Here is a 13,095-nt window from a genome sequence, read left to right as displayed (position 1 = left end):
AGCAAGAGCAATGAACGACAGGCGGGACGGCGACGAGACGGACCCTCCATCGCCGTCGGATGACGATGGTGACGAGAACGTCGGCCACCGAGACCGAACGCACTCCGGCGACGACGGGAGTCACGGCGAGGAGGCCGACACCGACGAGACTGTGCCGGACGAGGCAGGCCTCGACGAAACGTCACGCCAGGGCCGACACGAAATGCTGGGCCCCGAGCCCAGTACCGAACGGGAAGCGACTGCCGCCGGAAACGGTAGCGGCGAGGACGTGCCGGCCCCCGGGGAAGACCCGGTCGGCTGGTTTCTGAACACGCGAAACAGTTCGGTGCTACTGTTCAAAGACATCGCCAGCAGTATCGCAATCGTCGCGATCATCGGACTCGTGCTGTTCTCGATCAGCGGCGTCTGGCCACCACTTGTCGCCATCGAAAGCGGGAGCATGGAGCCACACATGGAGAAAGGCGATTTGGTCTTCCTGACGGAGAACGACCGGCTCGCATCGAGCGACGCGGTGGCGGCGGGCGTCGTAACCCACGAAGCCGGTGAACAGTCCGGCTACACCAAGTTCGGTGACCACGGCGACGTGATCATCTTTAGACCGAACGGGCAGCAACAGACGCCGATAATACACCGCGCGCACCTGTATGTCGAAGAGAACGAGAACTGGTACGACAGGGCCAACAGCGACTACATGCGCGCGGACAACTGCGCCGAACTGAGCAACTGTCCGGCCCCACACGACGGCTTCGTGACGAAAGGCGACAACCCGAACACGAACCGACACTACGACCAGGTGGACCGGTATCAGATCGTCAAACCCGAGTGGGTCGAAGGAACGGCGGAGGTACGCGTCCCGTATCTCGGCTGTATCCGCCTGGAGTTCTCCGAGACGGAGTCCTGTCGGCTCTAGCGCGTCGCTGACTCGCTCGTAATACGTAACTCAGGACGGCTCCGACGGTTCAGTTGTCGAACCGTGCCTGCACGAACGGTTGGACGTCCTCGATGTCGCCGATCCGGGAATCGGACATGAGCACCGCTTCGGTCTCCTCGATCGGGACCGAGAGGCTGATCTCTTTCGTCCGGCCGTAACGCCCCTTGGAGACGACGACGGCATTGACGATACCGAGCATGTCGAGTTCGCTGATCAGATCGGTGACTCGTCGCTGCGTGAGGACGTCCGCATCGATCTCCTCACACAGACTCTTGTAGATGTTGTACACCTCGCCGGTGTTGATGTTGTGGACGCCGTTCTTTTCGAGCAGGATCGTCGAGAAGAGGACGAGTTTCGACTGGGTCGGGAGGGTGCGGACGACCTCCACGACTCGGTCGAGTTCGATCTTGTCCTGTGCCTGCCGGACGTGTTCTTCAAGGACGCGCTCGGACTGGTCGCGCTCGGCGAGTTCCCCCGCGGTACGGAGGAGGTCGAGCGCGCGTCGTGCGTCGCCGTGTTCCTGCGCGGCGAAGGCCGCACACAGCGGAATCACGTCGTCGGTCAGCGCGTCGGGTTTGAACGCGACGTCCGCGCGGTGCTGGAGGATGTCGCGGAGTTGATTGGCGTCGTAGGGCGGGAAAACGATCTCTTCCTCGCCGAGACTCGACTTGACGCGAGGGTCCAGAAAGTCGGTGAACTTCAGGTCGTTACTGATCCCCATGATCGAGACGCGGGAGTTGCTGAGTTCGGAGTTCATCCGCGAGAGGTTGTAGAGGGTGTCGTCGCCGCTCTTCTCGACGAGTTTGTCGATCTCGTCGAGCATGATCACGACGACGCGTTCGCGGTAGTCGACGGCATCGAAGAAGACGCTATACACACGGTCCGTCGGCCACCCAGTCATCGGGACCTGTTCCATCTCCTCGCGATCCGCCTTCAGTTCCTCGATGCGGTCGTCGAGCCCCTCGACGGAGTCGAACTCCGTATCGTCGAGAACTGCTGGAGTGGCCGTCGAATCCTTTCTCTCGAAATCGGCGGACGCACCCGTGTCCTCGGATGTCTCGTTTGCGGTCACGTCCGCCCGGAGCGACTCGAACTTCTCCAGACGTTCGTCGATCAACTCCTCGTTCTTGTCGATGAACTTGTTGGTAGCTGGGCGAGGACCCGATACTGCGTGTCGGTGACCTCGCAGTTGATATACTCGACGTCACACGGGACACTGTACTTCTGTGACGTGCTCTCTAGCTCCTGGCTGACGAACTTCGCGCTCGCAGTCTTTCCGGTTCCGGTCTTCCCGTAAATGAGGATATTCGAGGGCGTTTCACCGCGAAGCGCGGCGACGAGAATCGTCGCCATCTTGTTGATCTGTTCTTTTCGATGGGGGAGTTCGTGTGGTGTGTAAGACGGCCTGAGCACTTCCTTGTTCTCGAAGATCGGTTCGCTGTCGAGCAGGTCGTCGAACAGGCCCTGGTTATCCCCTTCGACCTCGTCGTCGAGCACGACTTCGTCGAGATCGAGGTCGATAGACTGTGCGCTATCGCCCTTCTCACTGTCGCCGTCGGATCCTCGTTCGTTGTCAGCCATCTGTCAATCTGCTCCGGCAGTCTGGTGTCGTTTGACCCCTCCGTTTCACGTGGACACAACAGCCCAAATCTCCAGAGTCGCCGTCAGATAGTGTGTACGACGTGTATATCGGGTCCGAACTGTGCCAGATCGTCCAGTTGATGCAGACGAACCAAAGGTGAAGCAGGGTCTTAAATTCTTCTCATTTTCCATCAGCAGTTCAATCCGGTCAGTCGTACCGGTCCGACAGATGGTTTTCCTGGACGATTGTTGGGACAGTCTGGCACGAGTATAGTTGCTGACCGTTGATCTGCCGACGGATCCGCGCTCGATGGGAGCTATGCACGGTCGAAACGCATGCGATCGGGCGTGGACACGTGAACGGTAGCTAGAGGGCCGTATACAGAGAAGTTCCAGATGAAACGGAGGGGTTGGTGTGGGTTCCCAGTGCCTCAATACGCCCCCTCTCGCATTGAAAGGCGACTCTTTCGCTGTGTTCAAGCAGTTTGTCGAGTCACTTCGAATACATAACTCGGTCGGGGGATATCGGACCTCATCTGGTGAGGTCCCAGCGAGTCGATGACAGGTGTGTGAGAGAGTTCCAGACGAAATGGGGGGTTGCGGAGGATATCTGCCAACCCCCACCCCTTCGTTTCGGGTGGAGACGGGATTAAGAGGGGCCAGGGGGTCGGAGATGATGCAACATCTAGTGCGGCACAAAGCTTTATTATGGTTGCATAGAAACAGTATCCGCAACACAGACAAAACCGTGTTTCAGGGGGTTAGTGTCTGTTGTATTTCTAGTACAGCCTACAGTTACGGTCGTTCCCGCCGCAATCGTGATAGCTACCCACACGTCTCTGCCCGGCTCGTCGACGAACACAGGGGTGGGGGGATGGGTCTCTACTCGTGTTCCACCCGAAACGAAGGGGTGGGGGGTCGCCCGGTAAGCTCCGGGCAAAGAACAGCAGTAATGCTAACAAGGAACGACCGACCGACTCCGACCAGCAGAATCCGCCACCGGAGACTGAATTATCTACCACGGCAATCGGAACCGATGAGACGTCCCGCTAATCGACTCTTCTCCGACCAACTCTTCCCCGAATTCGACTGTCTTGGGCGCTACTCGAACTCGACTGTCTTTCGTCGTGAACTGTCTCGATCTGGCTGTTGGGAAGTGTCTCGTCCCGTCTCGACGCCGGGAGAAACTGTCGCTTTCGGATAATATATTGATTAGTTGATATCCGTCTGACCAAGGCTTAAGTAGGTCGGGTGTCGTTGTAGCGCCATAGCACCTGCCCACACGCGGGTGCGGGGTGAAACACGGTGAAAAAGGATGGGACTATTTACAGAACTCAGGGATAGCGTATCCCGCGTCACAAATCGACTCTTCTCCGAGGACGAACAGAAACGAATAGGTATCTATGGGCCGCCGAACGCGGGAAAATGTCTTGCGCCGGACGAAGAGGTGTTGCTGTCCGACGGCAGTTACAAACCGATTCGGGACGTGTTCGAGTCGGTAGCACGCTCGGATGTGGAGACAACGGATGTCAGCGATAGTCCGGACGAGACATGGCTGGAATGCTCGGACAACGACCTCTCAGTACCGGCGTTGACCGACGACCTCCGATCGACCGTCGGAAACGTCACACACGTTTTCAGACAGCGGTATGAGGGCGAGCTGTATCGCGTTCGAACCGAATGGGCAGGGAGATCACTGTCAGTCCGAACCACCCGTTTATTGGCGTCACCGACGCAGGTGTCGAACAGGTCCCAGCACGAAACGTCGACCAGGGACTTCCGATTGCACTGCTGTCCTCGTTTTCGACTGCAGGAGGTACACGGTGGCAACTCGATCCCTCAGACACGCTCTGTACTGATGGTGGAACCGTCAGTATAGACTCGACCTTCCACGATCCCAAATCGGTCAAACCCCTCTCAATCGATCCCGAGGTGGCGAGGTTTTTGGCGCTGACCATTGCGGAAGCACAGCACGACGAACGCTTCGTCGCCTTCGCCAACAAGGACCCGGAACTGCGAGACGAGTACGAACGGCTCGCAAAACAGTTCGGTCTGGAAGCGACGACCTACGAGTACGATGGCAAGACGCCCATCGTCCGTATCAATAGCAAATCACTCGTCGAGCATCTCCGCCGACTCGATTGTCCGCCGGGCGCATCTAGAGAAGTACATCCCGGAAGCGATTCTGACCGCGTCCGACGGGACTGTTCGACCGTTCCTACGGGCGATGTTTGATTGCGAGGGGAGCGTTCAGGGCGCAGGGAGCGCTGACAGAGGGCGGTACGTCACCATCTCAAGTGCCAGCAGAGAGCTACTCGTAGGCGTCCAGATACTCCTGCTCCGGTTCGGAATTGTCGGAAAGCTACGTGAGAAAACCCACGACGGGGAAACGTACTACGAGTTCAGAATCGGACGGAGCGATCAACACCGTGCGTTCCGCGAACACGTTGGCTTCGACGATGAGGCGAAAGCAACCCGTCTCGACAGGCTCTGTAACGCGGATTCAGATCCCACAGTGGATACCCTTCCGTTGATGGATACACTCGAACGGATCCGGGAAACGCTCGATGCGACCCAGACCGAGTTTTACGGCGACAATAAGCACGTCGCACGGATGCGGCGACAGAACAGTATCAGCATCGACCGACTCGAATCGATGGCAGAGCAGCTTCCCGAGACTGAGGAGACTCGACTGATCCACGACATCGCAGGGAGCGACGTGTACTGGGACGAGGTCGTCTCAATCGAACCGATCGAACACGACGGGTATATTTACGACCTCACCGTCGACGAGCACCATACGTTCACGACACGTGATGGCCTCGTCGTTCACAACACGACGTTGGCCAACCGCATCGCTCGTGACTGGACCGGCGACGCCGTCGGCCCGGAAAGCCACGTTCCACACGAAACGAGGCGTGCTCGACGCAAGGAAAACGTCGATATCGAGCGCAACGGCAACTCCGTCTCGATCGACATCGTCGACACGCCCGGCGTGACGACGAAAGTGGACTACGAGGAGTTCCTCGAGTACGACATCGAGGAGGAAGACGCCGTCCGGCGCTCCCGGGAGGCCACCGAGGGCGTCGCCGAGGCGATGCACTGGCTCCGCGAAGACGTCGATGGCGTCATCTACGTGCTCGACTCGACGGAGGATCCGTTCACCCAGGTGAACACGATGCTCGTGGGGATCATCGAGAGCCAGGATCTACCAGTTCTGATCTTTGCCAATAAGATCGACCTCAATGGATCGAACGTCCAACAGATCGCCAACGCCTTCCCGCAGCACGAAACGGTCGAGCTGTCTGCGCTCGAAGGCGACAATATGGACGAAGTGTACGACAAGATAGCGGAGTACTTCGGATAATGCCGGAAGTAAAAGACCCGTCCGACGGCGTTCAGATCGACCTGATCAGCGGTGAGCGGATGGAGGGAATGACCGGAATGGAGAAGATCAGGATGATTCTCGATGGGGTTCGCGAGGGCAACATCGTCATCCTCGAACAGGGGCTGACGCCCGACGAGGAGTCGAAACTCATCGAGGTGACCATGACCGAAATCACTCCCGCCGATCCCGAGGACTTCAACGGGATCGAGATCGAGACGTACCCGCGCGGCGAAACGGACGCGGGGCTGTTCTCGCGTCTGATGGGGAAAAACGAATCCTCGAAACTGACCGTGATCGGCCCGGCAAACCAGATCGAGACACTCCACAAGGACGAGACGCTCATTAGCGCCTTGGTCTCCCGGAAATAATGCCCCACCAGTGTACGAACTGTGGTCGAACGTTCCCCGACGGCTCCAAGGAGATGCTGTCGGGCTGTCCGGACTGTGGCGGGAACAAGTTCCAGTTCAACCCGGGTGATCGTCCGGCCGACGACCCCAGTCCGGGCCGTTCCGAACCACCGGACCGCTCCGGCGTGGCGAACACGGTCACCCAGGCAACCCGGACGGTTCGTGACTGGGTGAGTGGCGACGACAGTGGACAGCCACAGCAGGAGCATCCGGTCGATTCTACGTCACAGGAGGGCTCCGCTTCGAGTGGAACTACACGGAGTCAGACGGGCGATGCATCAACCCGGACGGCCGATGCGTCGACCCAGTCGTCAAATCCCGCCGTGACCGGTCCCGACGAATCCACCGGAGCCAGCGACTCCGCAGAATCGCACCCCGATTCGCCTACCCCGGACGACGCCAGTGAAACGACCGAGTGGCCGGATCATGGCTTCGAGGACCCGTACCGGGATCGACCGGAACCGACGGAATCGGATCCGAAAGAGTGGCCGGACGTCGGACAGCGACCGGAGCAAGAAGAGCCGTCCGAGGGTTCCACCCCTCCCGCCGACCCCGCCAGCGAGGCGGACGCAGCCAGCATCGACACGTCCGAAGACACGGCGCAAGCGAGTGCACGATCCGACGTCGTCTCGCCGGACGAACTCCCCGAGGGCCCACCCACGCGACCGACCGACGAGGGCAACAGTCATCGCGATTCCCCGTCCGCCGGCGGACAGACACGCCCCGACGCGTCGGGTGGCCGCATCGCGAGCACTCCGGACGACGACGATAGTCCGGACCTGAAGCACTGCGCGCCGAACTCAACGACCAGTTCGAGAGCATCAAGATCGTTCGTCCCGGCGAGTACGAACTCAACCTGATGGAACTGTACGACCGCGAGGAGTATATCGTCTCGCTGATGGAGGACGGCCGCTACGCCATCGAAGTACCGGACGCCTGGCGCGGCGACGACGATCGGTAGCGCGGCGATTCTACTCGGCCGCCTGCGCTTCGACCGCTTCGATCAGCAATTCGGCGACGTCGACGATCTCTATCTCTTCTTCGAAGCCACCCGTCTTCCGCCCGTCCTCGAACATCGTCGTGCACATGGGGCAGGCGACGACGAACTTCTCGATTTCGGCACCGGCGTCCGTATCCTCCAGCGCTTCCCGCAGTCGTTCCTCGCTCGGTTTTGTCTCCTCTTCGACCTCGATCCAGAGGCCGCCGCCACCGCCGCCACAACAGAAGGAGTTCTCGCGGCTACGCGGCATCTCGTAGAGGTCGGCCCCCGTTGCTCGCACGAGTTCGCGGGGTGCCTCGTACTCGTCGTTGTACCGCCCGAGGTGGCAGGGGTCGTGGTAGGTCACGGTGTAGTCGAGTTCGTCGCCGGAGAGGCCGAGTCGTCCCGCCTCGACGAGCTCTTCGACGACCTGTGTCCAGTGTTTCACGTCGATGTCGCCGTCGGCGTTCCACTGCTCGTCGTACTCGAAGGGCATCATGGGGTCGTCGGCGAACTCGGCGAAGTCGACCTCCGGATACTCGTTTTTCATCGTATTGTAGCTATGCGGGTCGGTGCAGACGATGGTCTCGAACTCGCAGTCCTCGAACGTCTCGACGTGATGGCCGGCGAGTTCGAGGTAGAGGAACTCCTCGCCGATCCGGCGGATGTCGTTGCCGTCGTGTTTCTCGTCGTCGAAGAGGATCCCCCACTCGACGTCGGCTTCCTCGAACAGGCGTGCCAGCGAGCGGGCCACCTTCATGTTCCGGTCATCGAAACTGGGGTAATCGCCGACGTACCAGAGATACTCGACTTCCTGCTCGCGGGCGTCGGTGGGTTCGAACTCCAGTTCGTCGGCCCAGTCGGCCCGGTTGCGCTGGGCCTCTCCGAACGTGTTGCCCTTCTGCATGACATCCTGGAAGACGTCCTGCATGTTCGAGTCGACGGCGCCCTCGTCGACGAGTTGTCGGTTCATCCGGGTGAAGGAATCGAGATGCTCGATCTCGACGGGACAGGCGTCCATGCAGGCCATACAGGAGACACAGGACTCCATGGTCGAACTGTCGATCACCGACGTTCCACCGTCGGCGATGATCGGCTTCGGTCCGCCGTCCCCGTCGCCCTCCAGCGACTCGCGGTAGGCTTTCAGGTCGAGGATCACGTCGCGCGGATCCAGCGGGCGGCCCGAGGCCTTCGCGGGACAGACCGACGAACAGCGCCCACATTTCGTGCAGGCGTCCTGATCGAGGATCTCCTTCCACGTGAAGTCGTCAATCGATTCGGCGTTGGTCGCGTCGAGGTCGGCAGGGACACCGGGCAGTCGTGCGCCCGCCTTCTCGTCGCGGGTGACGACGTTCGCAAACGAGGAGAGCATATGGAACGGTTTGGCGTAGGGAATCGCGGCGACGAAAGCCAGCGCGTGAATCGCGTGGACCCACCAGACGACGGTGTAGACGCTCTGTGCACCGCCTGCCGACAGCCCGACGCTGTCGAGCGTTGACGCGATGAAGTAGCCGACGAAACTCACGGTCTCGTGTCCGGGGAACCCGCGGCCCAGGATACCGAGCCCTTCGAGGAGGAATCCGCCGACGCCGAGCACGAACAGCGTCCAGATGAACAGGTCGTCCTCCAGACTCGTGTGTTTCCCCCACAGGCGAACCTTCCGCACCCAGTATCGGCTGTACATCGCCATCCCGATACCGACGACGAACAACAGGCCCATCGCGTCCATCACGAACTCGTAGGAGAGATAGAAGTCGCCGACCCAGAACGAACTGCCCGTCAGCGGCCGGTAGAAGTCGATGTCGATGGCGAGAATCGTCGTCCCCATCAGGAGCGTCAGAAAGCCCCACATGATGAACGTGTGCATCACGCCGGCGTAGAAATCCCGGTTGAACTGTTTCTCGTTCGAGCCGACGATCTTCACCGCGGAAACGATCCGACCGACGATGTTGTCGAGGCGATCCTTCGAGTCCTCCGCGCCCTGTGCGTATCTGGTCACGCGCTCGTACGCGCCGTACAGCAGTATCAGGATCGCGACGACTGCGAGGTAGTAGAAGATCACCTCGCCGACGTGGCTGATCCCGTAAAACGTCGGCCGAGTTATCTCGCCACCGCTTTGCGCGATAAATGTCATGTATTATCACGGGAGTAGCTGATAAATAAATCTTCCCACGGATTATGACTGACCCGTTCACGTCGTGCGCGAATCTGAAACAAGTTCTCTGTTTATAAAAACCTCACCCGCCTCGCCGTGCGATCCGAGTGAATCCGTGATCACCGACTCAGAGAAGCGGCGACAGCAAGAGTACGGCGCTCATCACGACCACGGGAACGTCGAGTCGAGCGGCCGAGAGCGCGGGCAGGGTCGGGTTCCACGAGAAACACCGGGCCTGTAAGGCGAGCGCGAGGCGGTTCGCGCGTCGGAACGTCCGCGCGACGCCGAGCACGCCGATCAACTGCACGCGCCGTCGATAGCTGGCCGTCTCGCCACCTCGCGCCGCAATGGCGTCGCGGATCCGCCGGAGATCCGCCTGCAGGACCGGCAGGAACCTGAAGACGAGCGAGACGCCGATTCCCAGAACGACGCCGGGGCGGCCGGGCACCGCCCACTGGATCGCGGCGCGCGAGGCCCGCGGTGCGGTCGTGACGACGTACGCGGTGCTGACGAGGAGGAGCAGGACGACGCGATAGCTTGCGAGCGCCGTCACCAGACCGTCTTCGACGTCGAGCCACGGTGGGCCGAGCGTCGCCGCGGCGAGAAGCGGTGCGAACGCCAGCAGTATCAGCGGGAACCTGATGGACCAGACCGCTCGGAGGGGCGAGACGCGGGCCGACGCGAGAACGACCAGCGCCAGCACGGAGAGAACCGCCATCGCCTCGGGCGTCGAGTGACCGAACGCCCCGATAGCGAAGGCGATCTGAAAGCCCAGTTTCGCCCGCGCGTCGAACCGGTGGGCGAGCGTTTCGCCCGGTTCGTAGCTCAACATTGGCGTTCTCCCGTCATCGGCCTGCCGGCACCCGAATACCGATCCCGTCGAGGGCCGTCCCGACGGCGTCCGGCGTGGCATCGACCGCTACCTGCCCGTCGACGAGCGCGACGACGCGGTCGGACAGTTCGAGCACGTCACGCAGGTCGTGTGTGACGACGACGATGCCGGTCCCGCGCTCGCGGAGGGCCGCAGCTTTTGTAACACCGACTGTCGCGCTGGCTCGTCGAGGCCGGTGAACGGTTCGTCGAGCACGAGGTGGTCCGGCTCCATCGCCAGCGCGCCCGCGATGGCGACCCGCTCTTGCTCGCCGCCCGATAGCTGGTCGATCCGTTCGTCACCCCGCCCATCCATCCCGACGGCCGAAAGCGCCTCTCCCACGCGGCGGTCGATCTCGGTCCGTTCGAGGCCGAGGTTCTCCGGGCCGAAGGCGACGTCGGTCCCCACGGTGGTGGCGACGAACTGGTCGCGGGGTGACTGGAACACCATTCCCACGCGCTGGCGCGCGGAGAGCAGATCCTCGGTGACATCCGTCCCGTCGACTGTGACGGTCCCCTCGTCAGGTGTCAATAGCCCGTTGAACTGGCGGACGAGAGTGGTCTTCCCGGATCCGTTTGCGCCCGCGAGGACCACGAATTCGCCGTCGTCGATCCGTAGCGAGACCTCGTCAAGGACGCGGACGTCGCCGTACTCGAAGACGAGGTTGCGGGTCCCGATCATCGGTCGTCCCCTCGCTCGGCGGTCACTGGATCACCCGGTGATGCTCCGTGGCGGCCAGCCGACGACGTGTCCGCCCTGTGCGATGGCAATCGCCGCTACCATCTTGGCGGCTTCGCCGGGGAAGAACACGACCGCACCCCCGATGATCGCTTCGGAGAGGTCCAGTCCTCCAGCACGATCATCAGTCCCACGATCCCCAGCGCGTAGACGACTGCCGCGCCGGCGACGAGGCCGGCGATCAGTCGCGCTACCCCAACGTCGGCCGGCGAGTGCATCCCGCTATCACCGTAGATCACGTACCCGATCACGACCACGGCGATCGGAAACGAGAACAGGTAGCCGCCGGAATTTCCGAACAGGTGGCCGATTCCCGCGGCACCCAGGGAGAACACTGGTGCGCCGACTGCACCGGCGACGAGGTACAGCACCATCGACACGCCGCCCCACTTCGCGCCCAGGAACAGTCCGACGAGAAACACGCCGAGGATCTGGAGGGTGATCGGTGCCGGCGAGTACGGGTACGGTACCGCGAGATACGCCAGTACACCAGTTAGTGCAGCCATCAGCGCGGCACCGGCGATCCCAACGACGTTCTCGGCATCGACGAGGTCTACGCCACTTTCTGTCTCGTTCATACCCGTTCGATGTTGGTAAACCAATGTTAATACTTCGGTTTACGAAGCCCCCTTCGTCAACAAGCTTTTATACAGCCACCGGTTGATACACCTCTTACCGATGGACGAGAAGACCGAAGAACTCCGGGACATCTTCATCGACGTGACGGATGAAGAGTCCGTAACGGAATCGCAGGAGGATACCCGTGGATCGATCACAGACACCGACAACGAGGAGATCCGCGAACGTGTCGAGAGCGTTGTCGAGAGCATGCGCGACCGCTATGAGTTCGAGACCGATCTCTCGAACGAACAGTTCTGCGAACTGGTCGACGGCTTCTACGCGGGGGATTCCGACGCCGAAATCGCTCGCGAACTCGACGAGTCGCGTACTACTATCGTCCGCGCCCGTCTGGATATCCACCTGATCCGGGACCGTGACACGGATGCGCCGTTCGACCTCGACGAGTTCCGCCGTCGGGTCAACGACGACCCCTCGACTAGCGAACTCGCCGAGGAGTTCGACGTCAGCGAGTCGACGATCCGGCGGTATCGGCGGGTCGTCGCCACACAGAACGAGTCCCGACAGGCCAACGACCGGTATCGTGACGAACTCGACAGCATCATCGGCGAGGCCGACCTCTCGGCGCATCTGACCGAAGATGTCCAGGAGGACGGCCTCGACGATGCCACGGAGGGTATGGAGACAGACGTCTCCTTCTGACCCTCGGTCGGTCTTCTCGTATCGCCGCCTGACCTCCAGTTCCCGCCGGTTTGTGCCTGACCCTTTTATCCGATCCCGAGCCAGCCCCGGTATGGCTACCCACGCGTTCAGCGACCTCCGCCGCGCGGCGTTTTGCCCGCGACAGCTCTACTATGCGCGCCGTGACGACGACCGCGCACCGCCGCCGGATGTCGAGCGCCGCCGAGCGCTGGCCTATCGCTACGACGAACTGATAGACGCATCCGATGCGACGCTCGAAACGCTCCCGCTTGCCGTCGACCCGTCGACGTTTCGCCGTACCCTCCAGCGCGCTCGCTCCCGAGTCGAGGACTGGCAAGACCTCGTGGACCCCCTCGGCGGGACGTCCTCCTCACCGGGCGGGAGTGTCGCGGCGTCGTCCACAAGTGTCTCGCCGACCCGCCGGTCCCGTCGCTCGTCTCGACCGGCGCGCCGCCCGAACAGGGCGTCTGGCAGCCACAGTCGGTCCACGCCGTCGCGGCGGCGAAAGCCCTCGCCTGGGAGCGAGAACGACCGGTCGAGCGGGCCTACGTCGAGTACCCGACACACGGCGTCGTCCGCTCGGTTCCGATCGATGGCCGCCGAAAAGCCCGGTACAGAGAGACGATCCGCACCATCGAGTCGCTGGGCTCACCCCCACCCCGCTTGCAGGACGACTCGAAGTGTTCGGCCTGCGAGTACAGCGACCAGTGTGGCGTCGAGACGCGGACGTTGCGGTCGCTACTGGGGTTCGGGTAGCAAACAGA

General features: G+C 61.6%; 9 protein-coding genes and 7 pseudogenes. 11 read left to right on the top strand and 5 right to left on the bottom strand.

Features of this window, described 5'->3' with window-relative positions:
- The first annotated feature begins 10 nt into the window (after window positions 1–10).
- A complete protein-coding gene (locus tag ACFQH2_RS02050; RefSeq protein ID WP_377056336.1) occupies window positions 11–910 on the top strand; it encodes a S26 family signal peptidase in 900 nt (299 codons plus the stop codon).
- 49 nt (window positions 911–959) lie between these two features.
- On the opposite strand, the pseudogene ACFQH2_RS02045 reads toward ACFQH2_RS02050, so the two are convergent.
- Window positions 960–2,512 (bottom strand): annotated as a pseudogene (locus ACFQH2_RS02045) (Cdc6/Cdc18 family protein).
- Window positions 2,513–3,827: 1,315 nt separating this feature from the next.
- Between ACFQH2_RS02045 and ACFQH2_RS02040 the strand changes: the two are divergent.
- The 8 genes and pseudogenes from ACFQH2_RS02040 to ACFQH2_RS02005 form a co-directional block, all read left to right on the top strand.
- Window positions 3,828–3,938: pseudogene (locus ACFQH2_RS02040) on the top strand (GTP-binding protein); the annotation flags it as partial.
- Window positions 3,939–3,959: 21 nt separating this feature from the next.
- Window positions 3,960–4,154, top strand: a pseudogene (locus tag ACFQH2_RS02035) (hypothetical protein); the annotation flags it as partial.
- Between the two features lie 38 nt (window positions 4,155–4,192).
- On the top strand, window positions 4,193–4,747 hold the full coding sequence (locus tag ACFQH2_RS02030; protein ID WP_377076392.1) for an LAGLIDADG family homing endonuclease: 555 nt from the start codon (window positions 4,193–4,195) through the stop codon (window positions 4,745–4,747).
- Window positions 4,740–5,342, top strand: a pseudogene (locus ACFQH2_RS02025) (LAGLIDADG family homing endonuclease); the annotation flags it as partial. The gene ACFQH2_RS02030 and the pseudogene ACFQH2_RS02025, both read left to right, overlap by 8 nt.
- 6 nt (window positions 5,343–5,348) lie before the next feature.
- Window positions 5,349–5,879, top strand: a pseudogene (locus ACFQH2_RS02020) (GTPase); the annotation flags it as partial.
- A complete protein-coding gene (locus tag ACFQH2_RS02015; protein WP_377056332.1) occupies window positions 5,879–6,268 on the top strand; it encodes a DUF2073 domain-containing protein in 390 nt (129 codons plus the stop codon). The pseudogene ACFQH2_RS02020 and the gene ACFQH2_RS02015, both read left to right, overlap by 1 nt.
- Window positions 6,268–7,167 carry an OapC/ArvC family zinc-ribbon domain-containing protein gene (locus ACFQH2_RS02010; protein WP_377076391.1) on the top strand — a complete coding sequence of 300 codons (900 nt, stop codon included), beginning with the start codon at window positions 6,268–6,270 and terminating at the stop codon, window positions 7,165–7,167. Before ACFQH2_RS02015 ends, ACFQH2_RS02010 begins: the two co-directional genes overlap by 1 nt.
- Window positions 7,095–7,268, top strand: coding sequence for an OapC/ArvC family zinc-ribbon domain-containing protein (locus ACFQH2_RS02005; protein WP_377076961.1), 174 nt, complete (start codon window positions 7,095–7,097; stop codon window positions 7,266–7,268). The genes ACFQH2_RS02010 and ACFQH2_RS02005 overlap by 73 nt, the downstream gene beginning before the upstream one ends.
- 10 nt (window positions 7,269–7,278) lie before the next feature.
- Here ACFQH2_RS02005 and ACFQH2_RS02000 read toward each other — a convergent pair whose 3' ends face one another.
- The 4 genes and pseudogenes from ACFQH2_RS02000 to ACFQH2_RS01985 form a co-directional block, all read right to left on the bottom strand.
- Window positions 7,279–9,420, bottom strand: a complete 2,142-nt coding sequence (locus ACFQH2_RS02000; protein WP_377056328.1) for a (Fe-S)-binding protein — start codon at window positions 9,418–9,420, stop codon at window positions 7,279–7,281.
- 148 nt (window positions 9,421–9,568) lie between these two features.
- On the bottom strand, window positions 9,569–10,273 hold the full coding sequence (locus ACFQH2_RS01995) for an energy-coupling factor transporter transmembrane component T family protein (RefSeq protein ID WP_377056326.1): 705 nt from the start codon (window positions 10,271–10,273) through the stop codon (window positions 9,569–9,571).
- A 13-nt stretch (window positions 10,274–10,286) separates the two neighbouring features.
- A pseudogene (locus ACFQH2_RS01990) lies at window positions 10,287–10,993 on the bottom strand (energy-coupling factor ABC transporter ATP-binding protein).
- A 95-nt stretch (window positions 10,994–11,088) separates the two neighbouring features.
- Window positions 11,089–11,628, bottom strand: coding sequence for a biotin transporter BioY (locus tag ACFQH2_RS01985; protein ID WP_377076390.1), 540 nt, complete (start codon window positions 11,626–11,628; stop codon window positions 11,089–11,091).
- A gap of 100 nt (window positions 11,629–11,728) precedes the next feature.
- Here ACFQH2_RS01985 and ACFQH2_RS01980 point away from each other — a divergent pair, with 100 nt between their 5' ends.
- Both ACFQH2_RS01980 and ACFQH2_RS01975 read left to right on the top strand, forming a co-directional pair.
- Complete coding sequence (locus ACFQH2_RS01980; RefSeq protein WP_377056320.1) at window positions 11,729–12,331, top strand: conditioned medium-induced protein 4; 603 nt, start codon at window positions 11,729–11,731, stop codon at window positions 12,329–12,331.
- 91 nt (window positions 12,332–12,422) lie between these two features.
- Window positions 12,423–13,087: pseudogene (locus ACFQH2_RS01975) on the top strand (CRISPR-associated protein Cas4).
- The last annotated feature ends 8 nt before the right edge of the window (window positions 13,088–13,095 follow it).

This window comes from Natronoarchaeum sp. GCM10025703 (assembly GCF_042661985.1).
GTDB lineage: Archaea > Halobacteriota > Halobacteria > Halobacteriales > Natronoarchaeaceae > Natranaeroarchaeum.
Note: the sequence above shows the minus strand (reverse complement) of the source record. Positions and strands in the feature narration are given on the sequence as shown.

Bases quoted from the DNA above. Each gene is read 5' to 3' on its own strand.
- ACFQH2_RS02050 (WP_377056336.1), top strand. From the start codon at position 11: ATGAACGACAGGCGGGACGGCGACGAGACGGACCCTCCATCGCCGTCG.
- ACFQH2_RS02030 (WP_377076392.1), top strand. From the start codon at position 4,193: ATGGGCAGGGAGATCACTGTCAGTCCGAACCACCCGTTTATTGGCGTC.
- ACFQH2_RS02015 (WP_377056332.1), top strand. From the start codon at position 5,879: ATGCCGGAAGTAAAAGACCCGTCCGACGGCGTTCAGATCGACCTGATC.
- ACFQH2_RS02010 (WP_377076391.1), top strand. From the start codon at position 6,268: ATGCCCCACCAGTGTACGAACTGTGGTCGAACGTTCCCCGACGGCTCC.
- ACFQH2_RS02000 (WP_377056328.1), bottom strand. From the start codon at position 9,420: ATGACATTTATCGCGCAAAGCGGTGGCGAGATAACTCGGCCGACGTTT.
- ACFQH2_RS01995 (WP_377056326.1), bottom strand. From the start codon at position 10,273: ATGTTGAGCTACGAACCGGGCGAAACGCTCGCCCACCGGTTCGACGCG.
- ACFQH2_RS01985 (WP_377076390.1), bottom strand. From the start codon at position 11,628: ATGAACGAGACAGAAAGTGGCGTAGACCTCGTCGATGCCGAGAACGTC.
- ACFQH2_RS01980 (WP_377056320.1), top strand. From the start codon at position 11,729: ATGGACGAGAAGACCGAAGAACTCCGGGACATCTTCATCGACGTGACG.